Annotated in this window: 16 protein-coding genes and 1 tRNA gene; 10 read left to right on the forward strand and 7 right to left on the reverse strand. The window is 32.9% G+C overall.

Annotated features, from left to right (window positions below):
* Positions 1–85: 85 nt before the first annotated feature.
* The 3 genes from AC061C_RS03185 to AC061C_RS03195 all read right to left on the reverse strand — a co-directional run bounded on the left by AC061C_RS03185 (position 86) and on the right by AC061C_RS03195 (position 2,768).
* Positions 86–1,225 (reverse strand): ATP-binding protein, encoded by a 1,140-nt coding sequence (locus AC061C_RS03185; RefSeq protein ID WP_478290004.1) that lies wholly within the window; start codon positions 1,223–1,225, stop codon positions 86–88.
* Between the two features lie 160 nt (positions 1,226–1,385).
* Positions 1,386–1,817: an RpiB/LacA/LacB family sugar-phosphate isomerase gene (locus AC061C_RS03190; protein ID WP_478290005.1), complete on the reverse strand. Its 432-nt coding sequence runs from the start codon at positions 1,815–1,817 to the stop codon at positions 1,386–1,388.
* A gap of 717 nt (positions 1,818–2,534) precedes the next feature.
* Positions 2,535–2,768 carry a DUF2007 domain-containing protein gene (locus AC061C_RS03195; protein ID WP_309757393.1) on the reverse strand — a complete coding sequence of 78 codons (234 nt, stop codon included), beginning with the start codon at positions 2,766–2,768 and terminating at the stop codon, positions 2,535–2,537.
* 119 nt (positions 2,769–2,887) lie between these two features.
* Between AC061C_RS03195 and rnr the strand changes: the two genes are divergently transcribed.
* From rnr to AC061C_RS03210, 3 genes are read left to right on the forward strand one after another with little or no spacing between them, the layout of a single operon-like run.
* A complete protein-coding gene (gene rnr / locus AC061C_RS03200) occupies positions 2,888–5,077 on the forward strand; it encodes a ribonuclease R (RefSeq protein WP_478290006.1) in 2,190 nt (729 codons plus the stop codon).
* A gap of 5 nt (positions 5,078–5,082) precedes the next feature.
* Entirely contained in the window at positions 5,083–5,823 is a 741-nt protein-coding gene (locus AC061C_RS03205) for a head GIN domain-containing protein (protein WP_478290007.1), read from the forward strand.
* A gap of 44 nt (positions 5,824–5,867) precedes the next feature.
* Positions 5,868–6,545 (forward strand): LysE family translocator, encoded by a 678-nt coding sequence (locus AC061C_RS03210; RefSeq protein WP_478290008.1) that lies wholly within the window; start codon positions 5,868–5,870, stop codon positions 6,543–6,545.
* 768 nt (positions 6,546–7,313) lie between these two features.
* Here the strand turns inward: AC061C_RS03210 and AC061C_RS03215 are convergent.
* Both AC061C_RS03215 and folB read right to left on the reverse strand, forming a co-directional pair.
* Positions 7,314–7,387 (reverse strand) — tRNA-Cys (locus tag AC061C_RS03215).
* A 105-nt stretch (positions 7,388–7,492) separates the two neighbouring features.
* Entirely contained in the window at positions 7,493–7,852 is a 360-nt protein-coding gene (gene folB / locus AC061C_RS03220) for a dihydroneopterin aldolase (RefSeq protein ID WP_417985647.1), read from the reverse strand.
* Between the two features lie 123 nt (positions 7,853–7,975).
* Here folB and AC061C_RS03225 point away from each other — a divergent pair, with 123 nt between their 5' ends.
* From AC061C_RS03225 to AC061C_RS03240, 4 genes are all read left to right on the forward strand, one after another.
* Positions 7,976–10,078, forward strand: a complete 2,103-nt coding sequence (locus AC061C_RS03225; protein WP_478290009.1) for a glutamine--tRNA ligase/YqeY domain fusion protein — start codon at positions 7,976–7,978, stop codon at positions 10,076–10,078.
* A gap of 303 nt (positions 10,079–10,381) precedes the next feature.
* Positions 10,382–10,711 carry a YtxH domain-containing protein gene (locus tag AC061C_RS03230; RefSeq protein ID WP_417947988.1) on the forward strand — a complete coding sequence of 110 codons (330 nt, stop codon included), beginning with the start codon at positions 10,382–10,384 and terminating at the stop codon, positions 10,709–10,711.
* A 40-nt stretch (positions 10,712–10,751) separates the two neighbouring features.
* Positions 10,752–11,102, forward strand: coding sequence for a phage holin family protein (locus AC061C_RS03235; RefSeq protein WP_478290010.1), 351 nt, complete (start codon positions 10,752–10,754; stop codon positions 11,100–11,102).
* A 3-nt stretch (positions 11,103–11,105) separates the two neighbouring features.
* On the forward strand, positions 11,106–11,378 hold the full coding sequence (locus tag AC061C_RS03240) for a DUF6327 family protein (protein ID WP_478290011.1): 273 nt from the start codon (positions 11,106–11,108) through the stop codon (positions 11,376–11,378).
* A 28-nt stretch (positions 11,379–11,406) separates the two neighbouring features.
* Here AC061C_RS03240 and AC061C_RS03245 read toward each other — a convergent pair whose 3' ends face one another.
* Together AC061C_RS03245 and gltX are read right to left on the reverse strand one after the other, a co-directional pair.
* Positions 11,407–12,396: an SPFH domain-containing protein gene (locus AC061C_RS03245; RefSeq protein ID WP_478290012.1), complete on the reverse strand. Its 990-nt coding sequence runs from the start codon at positions 12,394–12,396 to the stop codon at positions 11,407–11,409.
* 172 nt (positions 12,397–12,568) lie between these two features.
* Positions 12,569–14,074, reverse strand: coding sequence for a glutamate--tRNA ligase (gene gltX / locus AC061C_RS03250; protein ID WP_478290013.1), 1,506 nt, complete (start codon positions 14,072–14,074; stop codon positions 12,569–12,571).
* A 154-nt stretch (positions 14,075–14,228) separates the two neighbouring features.
* On the opposite strand from gltX, the gene AC061C_RS03255 reads away from it, so the two are divergent.
* From AC061C_RS03255 to mnmG, 3 genes are all read left to right on the forward strand, one after another.
* Positions 14,229–17,522 (forward strand): coiled-coil domain-containing protein, encoded by a 3,294-nt coding sequence (locus tag AC061C_RS03255; protein WP_478290014.1) that lies wholly within the window; start codon positions 14,229–14,231, stop codon positions 17,520–17,522.
* The gene (gene ybeY / locus AC061C_RS03260; RefSeq protein WP_478290015.1) at positions 17,519–17,938 is read left to right on the forward strand and encodes an rRNA maturation RNase YbeY; all 420 of its coding nucleotides are present in this window, start codon (positions 17,519–17,521) and stop codon (positions 17,936–17,938) included. The genes AC061C_RS03255 and ybeY overlap by 4 nt, the downstream gene beginning before the upstream one ends.
* Before the next feature lie 143 nt (positions 17,939–18,081).
* Positions 18,082–19,953 carry a tRNA uridine-5-carboxymethylaminomethyl(34) synthesis enzyme MnmG gene (gene mnmG, locus AC061C_RS03265; protein ID WP_478290016.1) on the forward strand — a complete coding sequence of 624 codons (1,872 nt, stop codon included), beginning with the start codon at positions 18,082–18,084 and terminating at the stop codon, positions 19,951–19,953.
* The last annotated feature ends 7 nt before the right edge of the window (positions 19,954–19,960 follow it).

Raw genomic sequence — 19,960 nt, forward strand, 5'->3', positions numbered from 1 at the left:
TTGTGGTAAAAATAAAAAAGATTCTTACTTTATTGCTGTGTTACTAGTTGTTTTTTACAATAATATTAAACCCTAAAAATGTTTTTTACATTATAAAATCTAAATAATTCTGTTTATTAATCACTTCAAAACTAGCTTCTGGATACCCTTTGGCGAAAGCCGTAGGAATTTTGGCTTTTCGGTTTTCGTTCCATTTGAATTCATAACCTCTCAAAATACCGTTTTCTTCTTCCAGCCAATCCAATTCTTGTTGATCATACGTGCGCCAAAAATAATTGGCAACATTTTTTTGACTGTAATTTTGGTGCTTAACTCGTTCTGAAGAAAGATAATTTTCCCATAATGCACCCACATCTGTCCTTGAATCCAATCGACTAAAGTTCGCTATAATTGCATTTCGAATCCCATTATCATAAAAATACCATCTGTTGGATTTGGTGATTTCTTTTCGCAAATTTCTACTGAAACCAGGTACTTTATAAATTACAAAAACTTTAGATAGTAAGTCCAAATAGCTTTCGACGGTGTTTTTAGAAATGCCTAATTGCCGAGCTAATTCTTGCAAAGACAGTTCTTGTCCCACTTGAAAAGCAATTAATTTCAATAAATCCAAAATTTTATTGGATTGTTTGATGCTTTCGTAAACTAAAATATCCTTCAATAAATAGGAATTAATTATCTCCTTCAAATAGTTAATTTTATCATTCCAATCTGAATATTGTTCGAGTTCGGGATAAGATCCAAAAAGCAATCGTTCCTCTAATTTTTGAGTAGTTTCCTTGAAATTTTCATATTTAGCAAATTCCATTTGAGCCATTGGAAATAAATATATCGTATTTTTTCTTCCTACCAAAGGTTCGCCTAACTTATTCGATAAATCAAAAACGGACGATCCTGTGGCGATAATTTTTATTCCATCAATAGAATCGACAATCAATTTAAGAATTAAGCCAATGTCGGGAATATTTTGCGCTTCGTCAATAACCAATACTTTAATATTTGCTAAAAGCCGGCTGTAATTATTTACTGATCGTTCTTTTAGTAAATTGGCATCATCTATATCTTCGCCATTAAGATGCAAATACTCTTGTTTTGGAATGGTTGAAAGATAATTTTTGATAAAAGCCGTTTTACCCACACGTCTTGCACCTAACAAAATCAGTACTTTGTTTGGTAAAACTTTTTTGGAAAACAATGTGTCTATTCCTCTTTTTAAAAAATTCATCGTCTTGAATTTTAAATATTTAGATACAAATATACTAAAAAATGTAAATTCAGTCAGTTAATTGACTGAATTAATGTAAATTCAGTCAATAGAAAACAAAAAAAGCCCGGTGTAAAAACCGAGCTTACAAACTATTATTGGTGCGAAGCACCTCGATTTTTTATTGACACGCTATTTTATTGACACGGTTTTGGTGTCTACCTCCTTCAAAATCAGTAGTAATAAAAGCATCAACCATTTCTAGAACTTGTGGGATTGAAGTAAAACGAGCAGGAATACTAATAATATTGGCATCATTATGTTGACGTGCTAAAATAGCAATCTCTTTCGTCCAACATAAAGCAGCACGAACTTGAGCATGTTTATTAACCGTCATTGCAATTCCGTTTCCGCTTCCGCAAATTACAATTCCTAAATCAGCCTTACCTTCTGTTACATCAGTGGCTACTGGATGACCAAAATCAGGATAATCAACACTATCAATTGAATCACTTCCATAATTTGTAATTTGATGTCCTTTTGCGATAAGCATTTCAACAATTGCCTGTTTATAATCTGGTCCTGCGTGATCGTTTCCTATGGAGATTTTCATGATGTGTATTTTAAGTTGTGTGTTGCAAATTTAGAGAAACTATTCTATTGATTGCCTAATAAATTTTTGTTCTTTGTTTGCTAATTAAACCACTTATAGTATTTCTATTAATGGTCTTGTAACCCTTTAATAGCTATATAATTACGGGTTATCAACAATTTTTATTAATGTATAAATACCTGTAAATCAATGTACATTTATTATTGTAAATGTTAAAAATTTGCATTGTTAATAGCAAAACGCAATTGATTGATATTCAGTTAACTTTAAATTAACACAAGATGTTGATAACTTGAGATAGAAAATAAGAACTATTTTTTGGTACTATTAAAAAATTAAGTAATCCAAAACCCAGTTTTTAAAACCTAATTTACTTTGAGGAATTTTTAGAATAGTTATCATTATTAAAAAGTAGTTTATTAACAAATTTTTAAAAACTACTTATTTACAAAATGAATTATTATTGGATTATTAACCATTGTTAATTAAAAATAGAAACTCCTTTAAAACGAATACTTTATTCAAAAATAACTATGTTGATAAGTCGGTATAACATCTTTTAAGTTGATTTCAATCCTTTTTAAAATAAATTTATTGCCACTATTAACACGCTATAATAACAACCAAGAAGAATTTTAAATTTAATTTTTCTTTTTGTTTATTTAAATATATGTTGACAACTTTCAAAAAATTGAAGTCAAAAAAATGAATTCTATTTCAAACGATTTTCAAATTGCTGTTTAGGTTGTCTAGCAATTCTTGTACTTTTTCAAAATCGTTAAAATGAATTTTGAGTTTGATTCCTCCATATGCAAAGCTGCCAAAAGGATCGACAGAAACTAAGTTTTCATTTTCAAAAAAATAATGAATTGCTTCTTGCTCGAGCAAATGCTTTATAACTATAATTTCATGCGAATAATTAAAAATTGCAATGGTCTGAAATTCTTCCATTTTTTATACTTTTTATAAAGATACAACTATTCTGTAAAGTTATATTTTCTTTAAAACTATACGCTGTTGGCTAATTACAGTTTACTATTTTGTAATTTTAGACTTTTAAGAACAGATGTATGAGTAAAAGATTAAGAAAGCCGGTAAAAAAAGGGAAAGATTTCTCAGAAAAAATTATAAAAATATTATCGCAAAGTGCCAATAAAGCATTCAATTACAAACAAATAGGAGCCAAGCTAGAAGTTGATGATACCGAAAGCAGGAATCAAATTATAAAAGATTTGAAGATTCTGGCTTCGCAAAATAAAATTATTGAATCAGAACCTGGTAAATATTTAATCAAAGCAGTTAGTAAAGATTATTACGAAGGTAAAATTGACATGACAGGACGAAAGACCGCTTATTTTGTCTGCCCTGATTTAGATGATGATGTATTTATTCCTACCAATAATTTAAACCACGCTTTAGATAAAGATATTGTTAAAGTGTACGTTTATAATAAACGAAGTGGTAAAAGACCTGAAGGAGAAGTGATTGAAGTCCTTGAAAGACACAAAACTGATTTTGTAGGTGTTATTGACATTCAAGCTAATTTTGCCTTTGTTTCTACCGCAAACCCTAAAATGTATACGGATATTTTTATTCCAAAGGATAAAATAGGCGAGGCAGAACAAGGTGATGTGGTTTTAGTTCATATCGAAGATTGGCCAGCTAGAGCTGATAGTCCTTTTGGTTCCGTAATAAAAGTGTTAGGAAAACCAGGAGAGCATGATACAGAAATTCATGCCATTCTTGCTGAATACGGTTTGCCATCAGAATTTCCTATTGAAGTCGAGACGTTTGCACAAAAAATAGATACTTCGATTACTGCTAGTGAAATAGCGAATCGTCGTGACATGCGTGATACGTTGACTTTTACCATTGATCCAAAAGATGCGAAGGATTTTGATGATGCACTTTCATTTAAAAAATTAGAAAATGGTAATTATGAAATTGGTATTCATATTGCCGATGTTTCGTATTATCTTGAAGAAGGAACAATCCTGGATGATGAAGCCTATCAAAGAGCAACTTCTGTTTATTTAGTGGATAGAGTAGTGCCTATGTTGCCAGAAGTACTATCAAATTTTGCATGTTCCTTGCGTCCAAATGAAGAAAAATATACGTTTTCTGCTATATTCGAAATTACTGAAACTTCACAAGTGGTCAATCAATGGTTTGGAAGAACTGTCATTTATTCGGATCAGCGTTTTGCTTACGAGGAAGCGCAGTATATCATAGAAATGAAGGACGACACAATTCCAGAAGAAATTTCGATTACTGGAACTTCATATCAAGTTTCAGCAGAAATTGTTGCTGCAACGCTAAAAATGGATGAATTAGCCAAAATTCTTAGAAAACAAAGAATGGCTGATGGAGCAATTACTTTTGATAAAGTAGAAGTAAAATTCAATTTAGACGAAGCTGGTGAACCACAAGGTGTTTACTTTAAAGTTTCAAAAGATGCCAATCATCTGATTGAAGAATTCATGCTTTTGGCCAATAAAAAAGTAGCAGAATTCATTGGTAAACAAAAGAAAACTTTCATTTATAGAATTCATGATGAACCAAATGAAGATAAACTTTTTGCAATGCAAGCTGTTATTGCCAAGTTTGGACATAAAATAGATTTTAAGCAAGGCTCTATTTCCCAGGCTTTAAATAAATTAATGGAAGATGTAAGTGGTAAAAAGGAGCAAAACCTTATTGATACTCTAGCAATTAGGAGTATGAGTAAAGCTAAATATTCTACGGATAACATAGGACATTACGGTTTAGCTTTTGAGTATTATTCTCATTTTACCTCACCAATTCGTCGTTATCCAGATGTTATGGTACACCGATTGTTGCAACATTATCTAGATGGAGGAAAATCAGTTGATGAAGAAACGTATGAAACAAAATGTTTGCATTCGTCAACAATGGAAGGCTTAGCAACCAATGCGGAACGTGATTCTATTAAATACATGCAAGTAAAATACATGCAAGATCATCAAGATCAAGAATTTTTAGGCGTAATTTCTGGTGTTACCGAATGGGGAATTTATGTAGAAATCATCGAAAACAAATGCGAAGGAATGTGTAGAATTCGAGATATAAAAGACGATTATTACACTTTTGACGAAAAACAATATGCACTAACTGGCGCAACTTCTGGTAAATTATTACAATTAGGAGACGAAATTTACGTTAAAGTAAAAAATGCCGATTTAGTTAAAAAACAACTGGATTTTAATTTTCTAAGAAGAATGGAAGAACCGTTAAAATAAAAAAAATGAAATCAAAGATTTACGACACGAGTGCTAACGAACTGGCGAAGCAATTCCAAAAAAGCAATATTAGAAATGTGAGTAAAAAATTAGTGATTATTGCCTTTGTATTTTTAAGTCAAATAATAAATGCACAGGTAACCCGAAACTTAGGAGATTTTGATGAAGTAAAAGTATTTGATAAAATCAGTGTAAAATTAATTCCAGCCTCAGAAAACAAAATAGTTATAACTGGAGACCGTGCTGATGAAGTGGAAACTGTAAATAAAAATGGCGAATTAAAAATTAGAATGCCATTTCCACAATTGTTATCGGGTGATGCTATCACAATAAAACTATATTTTAAAAATATCGAAAGTATCAGTGCCAGCGAGGGAAGCTATGTTTCAAGTGATACTGATTTTAAGCAAACACTTTTAGATTTGAATGCAAAATCAGGAGCAGAGATTAACATTGAAATTAATGTTGATAAGGTGAATATAAAAGCTAATGCAGGTGGAATAATTGATGTTTCTGGTAAAGCTACGAACTCAGATGTAGCCATAACTTCAGGCGGAATTCTAAAAGCAGCAGATTTACACACGAATCAGACTAAAATTAGCGTTGCTGCGGGAGGAAAATCTGAAATTCATGCAACTACATTAGTGGATGCAAAAGTGAAAGCTGGAGGCTCTATATTTATCTACGGTAAACCAAAACAGATCAATAAAGAAGTATTTATTGGCGGTACTATTTTAGAAAAATAGTAGTACTTTGGTTTATATTTTAGCGTAATAAATTTAAATTTTTAATGATAAACGATATTTTAGCTGGTATTCCTTGGGGAATATTTTTAAGTTTTATGATTGGTCCTGTTTTTTTTATATTACTAGAAACAAGTATTATAAAAGGATTTAGAGCAGCCTTAGTATTTGATTTAGGAGTTGTTTTAGGTGATATTGTTTTTATAGGAATAGCTTATTTAGGGAGTTACAGGTTAATTCAAAGTTTAAAAGACCAACCTGCTCTTTTTATTTTTGGTGGTGTTTTAATGGTTGCTTATGGTATAATTTCCTTCATACAATTAAAAAAAGAAGAAAAAATAAACACTGATATTATTGACAGGGAAATAGTAAAAAAAAACTATGTAAGTCTGTTTATAAAAGGGTTTTTGTTGAATATTATTAATATTGGTGTTCTAGGTTTTTGGTTGGCTATCATCATTTCTGTGGGACCAAAATTAGAAATGCAAACCTCCAGAATGATTACTTTTTTTATATCGGTAGTTATTACTTATTTATTGATCGATTGCATCAAAATACTTTTAGCAAAGCAATTAAAAACAAAACTAACACCAGTTAATATTCTTAAAATCAAAAAAGGAATCAGTATTGTAATGATGGTTTTTGGGATGGTTTTAATCACTCAAGGTTGGTTCCCAGAAGAAAAAGCAATGGTTAAAAAAGCGTTTGAAAAAATAGAGAATTAATAGATAATAATTTTTTAAAAAGAGTATAATCTTTGATTATAAGTGATTTAGATTCAGTTTTTTTTATTTAAACATTTAAGTTTTTTTAAACCATTAAGTAATTAAGTTTCATTAAGACTTAACACTTAATTTTTCTTAATTTCTTAATGGTTTAAATCAGAAACTTTTTAATTTCTCTTAAAAATTAGACATAAAATAAACCTCCCAGTTTGCTACGCCAATTCACTTTGTTTGTGTCCTTGAAGGTTTTAGAGGCATCTCCCGAAGCCTCGGAACGGATTTGAACCACATCTTTATTTAATTTTTTCTAAAAATTAGGTGTAAAAAAAAGAGACACATTTCTGCATCCCTTTTGAGGCATCTCCCGAAGCCTCGGGACGGATTCAAACCACATCTTTATTTAATTTTTTCTAAAAATTAGTCATAAAAAAAAGAGACACATTTCTGTATCTCTTTTGGAGGCATCTCCCGAAGCTTCGGGACGGATTCGAACCATAACTTTATTTAATTTTTACTAAAAATTAAGCATAAAAAAAACCTCCAAGTTTCCTTGAAGGTTTTAGAGGCATCTCCCGAAGCCTCGGGACGGATTCGAACCACAACTTTATTTAATTTTTACTAAAAATTAAGCATAAAAAAAACCTCCAAGTTTCCTTGAAGGTTTTAGAGGCATCTCCCGAAGCCTCGGGACGGATTCGAACCATATCTTTATTTAATTTATTTTAAAAATTAGTCATAAAAAAAAGAGACACATTTCTGTATCTCTTTTGGAGGCATCGTCCGGATTCGAACCGGAGTAGGAGCTTTTGCAGAGCCCAGCCTAGCCGCTCGGCCACGACGCCAATTATTTATTGGTGTGCAAATATAGTAAAAAAGTTAAAAAAGGAAAGCTAATAATTACAAAGTTTTAAAAATTCATAATTCATAATTTGTAATTTGTATTTAACTTAACTTCTATATTCTTCCATTTCTATAGTAACTGCTTCAACGTCACCGCCAATAGGAGGATTGAGTTTAGAAACCGCCACAATAATTCTGGAAACTTCAGGAATTTCTTCAAAAATTCGAGTTATGATTCGGTGAGCAACATGTTCTAATAAGTCCGAACGAATAGCCATTTCTTCCACAACAATGCGATTTAAAAGCACATAATCCACCGTATCTTTTAAATCATCTGATATACTTGATTTTCTCAAGTCAGTCTTAACTTCTAAGTTTATGGTATAGTCAGAGCCAATTTTTCCTTCCTCGATCAAGCAACCGTGGTAAGAGAAGGTTCTGATATTTTTAAGTTTTATGATTCCCATTATTATATTTTTTATTTATGGTGTAAAGTATAAAGTGCAATTTCGAACTTTTCATAGGTTTCTATGTAAACAGTAAACATTAAACCTTAAACTTTTTTACCTTTGCTAAAATAAAACAAAAAAATGTCAACTGAAGAAAAATCACTCCATTTTATAGAACAAATCATTGAAGACAGTGTATCCAACGGTTTTCCCCAAGATAAATTACGTTTCCGTTTTCCGCCAGAACCTAATGGATATTTACACATAGGTCATGCCAAATCGATTTGCTTGAATTTTGGACTAGGGTTAAAGTACAATGCACCAGTTAACTTGCGTTTTGACGATACAAATCCTGCCAAAGAAGAGCAGGAATATGTTGATGCTATCAAAGAAGACTTGCAATGGTTGGGTTTCAATTGGGCTGAAGAACGCTATGCATCTGATTATTTCCAACAATTGTACGATTGGGCTGTAAAAATGATTAAAAACGGGAAAGCGTATATTGACAGTCAATCTTCAGAAGATATGGCTGCGCAGAAAGGTACGCCTACACAACCTGGAGTTGATGGTCCTTATAGAAACCGTTCTATTGAAGAAAATCTTGCTTTGTTCGAAGGAATGAAAAATGGAGATTTTGAAGAAGGAAGCCATGTTTTGCGTGCTAAAATTGATATGACTTCGACTAATATGTTGATGCGTGATCCATTGATGTATCGTGTTTTACACCGTCATCACCACAGAACTGGAAACGATTGGAAAATCTATCCCATGTATGATTTTGCACATGGAGAAAGTGATTATATAGAGCAAATTTCACATTCTATTTGTACGTTAGAATTTGTAATGCACAGAGAATTATACAACTGGTTTTTGGACCAAATTTATGATGACTCAAAAGTAAAACCACATCAATATGAATTTGCCCGTTTGAACTTGAATTACACTGTAATGAGCAAGCGAAAACTGTTGCAATTGGTTCAAGAAAATATAGTAAATGGTTGGGATGATCCTAGAATGCCTACAATTTCAGGATTGCGTAGGAGAGGGTATACAGCCAATGCTATTCGTAAATTTTGTGATATTATTGGTGTTGCCAAAAGAGAAAATATAATTGATTTTTCACTTTTGGAATTTTGCCTGCGCGAAGATTTGAATAAATCGGCTCCAAGAGTTATGGCGGTTCTAGATCCAATAAAATTAGTAATTACGAATTATCCAGAAGATAAAGAAGAATGGTTGGAAGCCGAAAATAATCAAGAAGACGAAAGCGCGGGATTTAGAAAAGTACCTTTTTCTAAAGAATTATTTATTGAAAGAGAAGACTTTTTAGAAGATGCTCCTGCAAAGTTTTTCCGTTTGAGTTTAGGCAGAGAAGTACGTCTTAAAAATGCGTATATTATTAGAGGTGAAAGTGTTATAAAAGATGCTGCAGGAACTATTACGGAGATTCATGTAACTTATGATGAAGAAAGCAGAAGCGGAAGTGGGAGCGAAGCCAGTCAACGTAAAGTAGCCGGAACCTTGCATTGGGTATCGATACAACATGCATTAGAAGCTGAAGTTCGTTTGTACGATCGCTTGTTTATTGATGAAGCTCCAGACAGTCATAAAGAGAAAAATTTCTTAGAATTTATGAATCCAAGTTCGTTACAAATTGTGAAGGGATTTGTAGAACCAAGTTTAGCAACGGCGCAATCTGGAGAGAAATTCCAGTTTCAACGTTTGGGTTATTTCAATGTAGATAAAGATACGGCTGAAGGCAAAATTGTCTTTAATAAAACCGTGGGATTGAAAGATGCCTGGGAAGAAAAAGGTAAAAAAGAAGAAAATGTATTGATGAATACTCAAAAAGAAATCAATAAATATGTAAAAGAAAAGGACGAAAACAATGCCAATTTGATTCTAAATACTATTGTTGACAATATTAAAAGTATTGACAATTACAGTTTAATTATTCAGACAATTGTAAAAAGCATTAAAAATGATAACAACTCGCTCTTATTTTCTAATTTGATTTTGCATCATTCAAATAAAGTAAAAGTAAAAGATATCGAAGAAGAAGCTTTGACAAAATTATACACCATGTCATTAAAAAGTCAAATGGCAGCGGTTAGAATTTTAGCGATTGAAAATTTGCAAAATGATTTGAATAATTTTAGCCTTTTCGAAACACAACTGTCAGAATTAAAATCAATCGAGAAAAACGAAAAAGTGTTACAATTATTAAAAGACCTTAAATTTTAAGACCTTTATTTTAAATAGATTTTACCAATCAAAAGCTCTCTTATTAGAGGGCTTTTGTTATTATTGTAATTAGTTATAAAAATATGGTTTTTAATATTTTTTTATTATTAAAAACGACGTTCATAAATTGATTTTAAGACCGTTTTTTAAAACAAATAACAATTCATATGGAATTAAAATAAACGTGAAACAGTTCGCTTATATTCGCTTTTTGCCTTGTGAAATTACACTTTAACGAGTTGTTAACAGGGAGTTGTTAATAAACAGGTACCTTTATGAAACAAACTTTTAAAATTAAGAATCATGTCGAATTCAACAGGAAATACATTTTTGGCTCTTTTGACTGGAGCAGTAATTGGAGCTGGAATCGGAATTTTATTTGCTCCCGATAAAGGATCAAAAACCAGAGAAAAAATGAAAGATGGTTTTGATGATGTTAAGAATGAATTAAAAAATAAACTAGATCATGCCTCAGAAGAATTTAAAGATAAATTTTCTACCGCAAAAATTGATCTGGAAGAAACCTATGAAGAATTGGTTTCAAATATGAGTCACAAGACCGAAGATGTAATTTCCTTTTTAGAAGAAAAATTAGCCGAACTAAAAAGGCAGAACGCTAAACTTCAAAAATAATTTTGATTTACTCATTGTATCAAATCCTAAAATAAAATCTATGGCTTTTGAAGAATTAAAAGAAAATACAGAAAACATTCAAGAACAAGCCAAAGCGTATCTAGAAAGCACTGTGGCTTATTATAAATTGTGGGGTTTTAAGGTCGCTATGAAATCGACAACCATGATCATAAAATTTTCATTGATTTTATTGTGTTTCAGTATGGTTTTATTGTTTTGTTCGGTAGCTGGGGCTTTAGCTATTGGTATGGCTTTAGATAGTTACGCATTGGGATTTTTAATCGTTGGGGGCGTTTATCTTGTAGTAACAGGAATTTTATTTTCTATAAAAGATAAAATCGTAGAAGGACCCATTTTAGAGAAATTTTCAGAAATCTTTTTTAACGACTAATATATGGAAACCAAAAAATATTCTTCGTATGCTCAAATAGAAAGGGAACTCGAAATTTTAAAGATTGAAAAAGAAATCAGTTATCAAAAATTGGCTTATTGTTTTCAAAAAACAAAGGAAAGTATTACGCCTCAAAATATTGTAAGTGACTTAATAGGGACGTATAGTTCTGTTATTCCGTATGGAGCAATTGTTTCTACTGCGGCTCCTTTTATATTAAATAAAGCAATTCCGTTTATAAAAAATTGGTTTACTAAAAGAAAAAGAGGCAATTAAGCCTCTTTTTTTTATGAATTTAAGTACTCTATTCTTCTGTTTCTTGATCTTCTTGAGCTTCTGGTTTTTCAGGTAGGTCGATGTTTTTTTCTCTTCTTGAAGTTCCTTTTTCACCTCTTTTTTTCATTAATTCACCCACTTGATTAGAAGCGCTAAACGATGCAATCATATTATTGAGCATGTCACTTCCAGCTTGTGGAGAATTAGGCAATAAGATCAAATTTGAATTGGTATCAGCACCAATAGCCTGCAGCGTATCATAATGTTGGGTTACAACAATCAATGCAGAAGCTTCTTGAGAATTGATTCCAACTCTATTTAAAACATCAACACTTTCTACTAAACCTTTGGCAATTTCTCTTCTTTGATTTGCAATACCTTGTCCTTGTAAACGCTTGCTTTCGGCTTCTGCTTCTGCTTTAGCCACAATTCTAATTCTTGATGCTTCTGCTTCAAATTCAGCTACTGTTTTTTCTCTATCAGCAGCATTAATTCTATTCATTGCATTTTTTACTTGAATATCAGGATCAATATCTGTTACCAAAGTATTGATAATTGTGTATCCATAAGTAGTCATGGCTTCGTTCAATTCTCTTTTTACGGCAATGGCAATATCGTCTTTTCTTTCAAAAACATCGTCCAATTTTAATTTTGGAACCTCGGCACGAACGACATCAAATACATACGAAGTAATTTGATCGTGTGGATACTCCAGTTTATAAAAAGCATCATAAACAGTCTCTTTGATAACCATAAACTGAACTGAAACTTTTAGCTTCACAAAAACGTTGTCTTTTGTTTTTGTTTCAATGATAACATCTAATTGTTGAATTTTTAGATTCACACGTCCTGCAATTCTATCTATTAAAGGAATTTTTAAATGTAAACCGGATTGTCTGATACTTAAGAACTTTCCGAATCGCTCTACAACAACAGCTGTTTGTTGTTTTACCGTAAAAAAGGAAGACAGTAAAATAAAGAATCCAAAGACTAGTAAGATAATTAATGCAATGTTCATAATGTTTTTATTTTTAGTTAAAAATTATCTCACAATTTACAAATTAAAATGTTTACTTACTTGGTATTTTTTTAATAGATAAATTATAAGTGACATAAAAGAAAAGGCATCTAATTCACAATTCTTAATTTATGAATTAGATGCCTTTCTGTTAAACAATATTTTTGTAATCTTACAAAGTTGAAATTGCTTTCTGAATTCTCGAAATAGTTTCTTCTTTTCCGATAACTTCTACAATATCAAATAGGTGTGGGCCTTTCAACGCGCCAACCAAACTCAAACGAAATGGTTGCATTACTTTTCCCATTCCAATTTCGTTTTTCGTCATCCAGTCTTTGACAATGGTTTCGATATTTAGAGAGGTGAAATCGGTAATTGCTGCGACAACAGAAATTAATTCTTGCATTAATGCCGGAGTCTCAGCTTTCCAGTTTTTACTGGCTTTTTCATCATAATTTTTTGGAGCTGCAAAAAAGAAATCACTCATTTCCCAGAACTCTGATACAAAATGTGCTCTTTCTTTAATCAAGGAAACAATTTTCGTAACCTTGGATTCTTCAATATCAAAACCTTTTTCAGCCAAAATAGGGGAGAAGGCTTTAGCTAAAATAGCATCGTCTTGTTTGATTAAATATTGGTGATTGAACCATTTGTTTTTTTCAGGATCAAATTTAGCTCCAGATTTGTGAACTCTATTTAAGTCAAAAGCTTCTACTAATTCTTCCAGTGAGAATAATTCTTTTTCCGTACCGTCATTCCAACCTAATAATGCTAAAAAGTTGATTACAGCTTCCGGGAAAAATCCTTTTTCCCTGTAGCCTGATGAAACGCCTATGTTTGTTGTCCAGTCCAATGGAAATACAGGGAATCCCATTTTATCTCCATCACGTTTTGATAATTTTCCGTTACCAACAGGTTTCATAATCAATGGTAAATGAGCAAATTGTGGTGCTTCCCAACCAAATGCTCTGTACAACAAAACGTGCAAAGGCATGGATGGCAACCATTCTTCACCACGAATTACATGCGAAGTTTCCATTAAATGATCATCTACAATATTAGCTAAATGATACGTTGGCATTCCGTCACTTTTGAATAATACTTTATCATCTAAAAGATTAGTTTCAAATTTTACATCACCACGAATAATGTCATGCAAATGCAAGGTTTCATTCACCGGAGTTTTAAAACGGATGACATAATGTTCGCCATTTGCAATTCTTTTAGCAGTTTCGTCTGCAGAAATCACTAACGAAGTATCCAGTTTTTCTCTGTTTGTATGATTGTAAATAAACGTTTTACCTTGTTCTTCTTCTAATTTTCTTGCTTCATCCAAAGCTTCCGCTGTATCAAAAGCATAATATGCATTTCCGGAATTGATTAATTTAGTAGCATATTGTTGGTACAAATCTTTTCTTTCGCTTTGGCGGTAAGGGCCAAATTTTTCATTTTTATCAATAGTTTCATCTGGCGCAATTCCTAACCATTCTAGGGCTTCCATGATATATTCTTCTGCACCAGGAACAAATCGGTTTTGATCCGTATCTTCAATTCTTAGGAAGAAAATCCCATTGTTTTTTTTGGCATACAAATAATTGAATAATGCGGTACGAACGCCGCCAATATGTAAAGGTCCAGTTGGACTTGGTGCAAAACGCACCCGAACTTGTTTAGACATTGCTGTAAATTTTTTGCGAAGATACAAATTCGATTTCTGATGTTATTATCTGAAAATGAGATATTGTAAGATTAATGAGTTTGGTGATTTTTAACATTTCTTTATTCATTTAAATTATTACTTTTAGTGGTTATAAAAAATCAAAGTATAAATTTTGGAAAAACAGCAATTTATTTATCAAAAATTAGAAGCTTTCATCAGAAAGTTTTATACCAACGAATTGATTCGAGGAACTATTTTCTTTATCGGTTTAGGTTTGTTGTATTTTCTATTTACGCTTTTTGTCGAATATTTTCTTTGGCTTAAGCCAATAGGAAGAACCATTTTATTTTGGACTTTCGTTGGAGTAGAAGTCTATTTGTTGTGTCGATTTATTTTGTTCCCCATTTTTAAATTATTCAAACTTCAAAAAGGAATCGATTACAATCAGGCTTCGGCAATTATAGGAAATCATTTTTCTGAAGTGAGTGATAAATTGACTAACTTTTTACAATTATCAAATCCTAATGAGCATCAAATTAAATCCGAATTATTATCCGCTTCGATAGAACAAAAAGCCAATGCGTTGCAACCAATACCTTTTGGTAATGCCATAAATTATAACGGTAACAGGAAATATTTTCCTTTGGCATTGATTCCAATAGTGTTATTTGCTTTCTTTTATTTTTCAGGAAACAGCAGCATGATTTCTCAAAGTTTGAATAGAGTAGTGCATTTCAATTCTGCATTTATGCCACCGGCTCCTTTTAAATTTGTAGTTCTTAATTCGAATTTACAAACGGAGCAAGGAAAGGATTTTACACTTCGAATTAAAACTGAAGGAAAGATAGTTCCTGAGAATGCGATGATTTTTATTGATGACGAAAGTTATTTTATGGAATCGACTAAAGCGGGAGAGTTTCAATTTAAGATGGCAAAGCCCTCAGAAAATATTTTGTTCCACGTGGAGGGAAATGCTATTTCTTCTCCTGATTATGAACTTAAAGTGATAACCGTTCCCTCTATTGCAAATTTCGAAATGCAGTTGAACTTTTCGGCGTATTTGAATAAAAAATCAGAAGTTATCAAAGGAACAGGAAATGCTGTTATTCCTGAAGGAACTCGTGTTACTTGGAAGATGAATACGCTAGCCACACAAAGCGTGGATTGGATAGACGGATTTGTAAAAGCTACTTTTTCGAAAACAGAAAACAGTTTCGTTTTATCAAAAAATATTAGTCAAAATACAGATTATCAAATTCTTACTTCGAATGATAAAGTAAAAAACTACGAAAAACTCAATTATCATCTTTCTATAGTAAAAGATCAGTTTCCAACGATTAATGTAAACAACGCACCCGACAGTTTGAAGGTGGCTAAGAACTATGTTTTAGGTCAAATTTCGGATGATTATGGCCTGTCTAAACTTCAGGTTGTGTATTACGAAAGAGAGAAGCCGCAAACTGCTAGACGTGGAACAATTGCTGTTGAGAAAAGTGCTTTTGACCAATTTGTATTTTCGTTTCCAAGTAATCTCCCGGTTGTGCAAGGTGTATCTTATGATTATTATTTTGAAGTTTTTGATAATGATGCTATTCATAATTTCAAAAGTACGAAGTCATCTGTTTTCTCTAATCGTGTTGCTACAGATGAAGAAAATGAAGATCAAATTTTGGAACAACAAAATGACAATATCAATAGTTTAGAGAAGTCTTTGAAAAACCAGGACAAGCAAATTTCTGAAATGGAGAAGTTGCAAAAGTCGGGAAAAGAGAAAGAAGTTTTGGACTTCAAAGATCAGCAAAAAGTAAATGATTTCATCAAACGTCAAATGAAACAAGATGAAATGATGAAGGAATTTACAAAAAAAATGAACTATAATTTGGAGCAATTTAAAACGGAAAAAAAGGATGATTTAAAAGAGGAGCTTCAAAAGCGAATGGACAAAGCTGAAAAAGAATTGGAGAAAAATCAAAAGCTTTTGGATGAATTAAAGGAACTGAACGATAAAATTCAGAATGAAGAGCTGTTGACTAAGTTGGATAAATTTAAGCAAAACAGTAAAAACCAAACTAAGAATTTAGAACAGTTGGTGGAGTTGACCAAGAAGTTTTATGTAGAAAAGAAAGCCGAACAACTACGGGACAAATTGGACAAGCTTTCTGAAAAGCAAGATCAATTATCCAATGACGAAAAGGAGAACAAACTGGAAAAGCAAGAAGATATTAATAGGGAGTTCGATAAATTACAAGAAGATTTAAATGAGTTGGAAAAAGAAAATAAGGAATTAAAATCACCTTTGGATTTACCAAAAGACGATACTAAAGAAAAAAGTATTGATGATGATTTAAAGAAAGCTTTGGAGGAATTGAAGAAAGACAAAAAAGATAAAGCGAAGCCAAATCAAAAAAGTGCATCTAAAAAGATGAAAGAGATGGCGAAAAAAATGGCCGAAAGTATGGCTGCAGGAGATATGGAGCAGTTGGAGGAAGATGTTGCGATGTTGCGACAAATACTAGATAATTTATTGGCTTTTTCTTTATCTCAGGAAGAGGTGATGAATCAGTTTAGAAAGCATAAATCTGGGTCGCCAGCATTTAATAAAAACATTAAAATTCAGCAAGATTTAAAACAACAGTTTAAACATGTTGATGATAGTTTATTTGCGATGTCGTTGCGTAATCCAAAAATAGCTGAGGATATTACCAAAGAAATTGGCAATGTAATTTACAACGTTGACAAATCGTTATCCAGTTTAACCGATGCACAAGTTACTAAAGGTTTGTCGCACCAACAATACACAATCTCTGCAGCTAATAAGTTAGCAGATTTTCTAAGCGACATGCTTAACAATATGCAAATGCAAATGTCAGGTGCTGGTTCTGGCAAACCGAAACCCGGTCAAGGACTGGGCATGCAATTGCCAGATATTATTAAAAAGCAAGAAGGTCTTGGTGAGAAGATGAAAGATGGAATGAAAAAAGGAGATAAGCCAGGTGAGGGACAAAAAGGACAAAACGGCAAACAAGGCAAATCAGGTCAGTCAGGACAAGAAGGTGAAGGTGATGCGCAAGCTATTTTGGAAATTTATAAGGAGCAAAAGCAATTACGTGAAGCACTACAAAACGAATTGAACAAACAAGGATTAGGTGGTAATGGACAAAGCGCTTTGGAACAAATGAAGCAAATTGAAAAGCAACTATTGAATAAAGGGTTTAAGAACGAAACGCTTCAAAAGATACTGAATGTAAAGCAGGAATTATTAAAATTGAACACCGCCATTCAACAACAAGGAGAGGAAAACAAACGGCAATCTGAAACCAATAAAAAGGAGTTTAATAATCGGTCTAATGCGTTGCCAGCTGCTTTATTAGATTATTTGAATAGCATAGAAATATTAAATAGACAATCCTTACCTTTGCGCTCGAATTTTAATCAAAAGGTTCAAGAATATTTTAATAAAAAATGATCAATTTTAATTACGAAACCGATTTTAATTTAGACAACGAAGACGTTGTTGCTGCTTGGTTGGGAAAAGTTATAACCTCGGAAAACAAGAAAGAAGGAGAGATAAATTATATTTTTTGCAACGATGAATACCTGCATAAAATCAATGTAGAGTATCTTGATCACGATACGTTAACGGATATTATCAGTTTTGATTATTCTATGGGTAATGAATTGCACGGGGACATTTTCGTATCTATCGAAAGAGTTAAAGACAACGCTGTTGACTTTAATGTTTCTTTTGAGGAAGAATTAAAGCGCGTTTTAGTGCATGGAATTTTACACTACTGCGGTTTCAAAGATAAAGGCGAGGCAGAAGAGCTTTTAATGCGCGCTAAAGAAGATGAAAAAATCGCTATGTTCCACGTGAAACATTAGTGTTGTTTTGGTTTTCAAATCTAAAGTGTTTCACGTGGAACACAAGGTACAGATCTGATAAATTAGTCGTCAATGTTTCACGTGGAACAAATACACAGATTTCTAAATTACAATCCTGAATCAGGGTTAAATTATACAAGAAGATGTTTCTAAATGAATATGATGTGATTGTTGTGGGTGCAGGACATGCCGGTTCTGAGGCTGCTGCTGCTGCCGCAAATCTGGGTTCGAAAACCTTATTGGTGACAATGAGTTTACAGAATATAGCCCAGATGTCATGCAACCCAGCGATGGGCGGAATTGCAAAAGGACAAATTGTGCGTGAGATTGATGCATTGGGTGGATACTCAGGAATTGTTTCGGACAGAACTGCAATCCAGTTTAAGATGCTGAACAAATCTAAGGGTCCTGCGATGTGGTCGCCCCGTGTTCAAAGTGACCGTATGCGTTTTGCTGAGGAGTGGAGAATGATGTTGGAAGGGACTCCAAATCTTGATTTCTACCAAGAAATGGTCAAAGGTTTGATTATTGAAAATGGAAAAGTAAAAGGAATCCGTACTTCTCTTGGATTGGAGATACGATCTAAATCGGTTGTGTTGACCAATGGAACGTTCTTGAATGGTTTGATTCATATTGGTGAAAAACAATTTGGAGGAGGAAGAGCAGGCGAGAGTGCTTCGCATGGAGTTACCGAAGATTTAGTAGCTGCAGGTTTTGAATCAGGTCGAATGAAAACAGGAACGCCTCCAAGAGTGGATGGACGTTCGTTGGATTATTCGAAGATGAACGAAGAAAAAGGAGACGCCAAGCCGGATAAGTTTTCCTACTCAGACGTGACGTCACCTTTGGTTCATCAGAGATCTTGTCACATGACGTACACGTCACTTGAAGTTCATGATATTTTGAGAGAAGGTTTCGATCGTTCGCCAATGTTCAACGGAAGAATAAAAAGTCTTGGTCCAAGATATTGCCCTTCTATTGAAGATAAAATTAATCGTTTTGCTGACAAGGAAAGACACCAATTATTTGTTGAGCCCGAAGGTTGGAATACATGTGAGGTGTATGTAAATGGATTTTCAACTTCGCTCCCGGAAGATATTCAATTTAAAGCCTTAAGTTCTGTTGCGGGATTTGAGAAAGTTAAATTCTTTCGTCCAGGTTATGCAATCGAATATGATTATTTCCCGCCAACACAATTGAAACATACCTTGGAAACAAAGCTTATTGAAGGGTTGTATTTTGCAGGACAAATAAACGGAACCACCGGTTATGAAGAAGCTGCTTCCCAAGGATTGATGGCTGGAATAAATGCGCATTTAAAAGTGCATGAAAAAGCGCCCTTAATATTAAAAAGAGACGAAGCATACATCGGAGTTTTGATTGATGATTTAATCACAAAAGGTACAGAGGAGCCGTATAGAATGTTTACTTCTCGTGCGGAATACAGAACGTTATTACGTCAAGATAATGCCGATTTCAGATTGACGCCAATGTCGCATGAAATAGGTTTGGCTTCAGAAGCGCGTTTGCGTAGAATGGAACACAAATTAAATGAATCTGAAAAAATGGTGGCTTTCTTCAAAGAAACGAGTGTTTCGGTTGCAGAAGCAAATCCTATTTTAGAATCAAAAGATACGGCGCTGATTACGCAAGGGGACAAAATGTTCAAAGTGTTTTCTCGTCCGCAAATTGGTTTAGAAGACATCATGAAATTCGATAAGGTTGCAGCGTATGTGGCAGAAAATGATTTGGACCAAGAAATTTTGGAACAAGCCGAAATCCAAGTCAAGTATTCTGGTTACATCGAAAAAGAAAGGAACAATGCGGATAAACTGCTTCGATTGGAAGATGTAAAAATACCAGAGAATTTTGATTATGAAAAAATCAAATCGATGTCTATAGAAGCAAAACAAAAATTAAGCAAGATTCGTCCGGTAACTATTTCTCAAGCATCAAGGATCAGTGGTGTATCACCAAGTGATGTTTCGGTGTTGTTGATTTACATGGGACGTTAAGCATTGT

The sequence above is a fragment of the Flavobacterium sp. GNP010 genome, assembly GCF_056428945.1.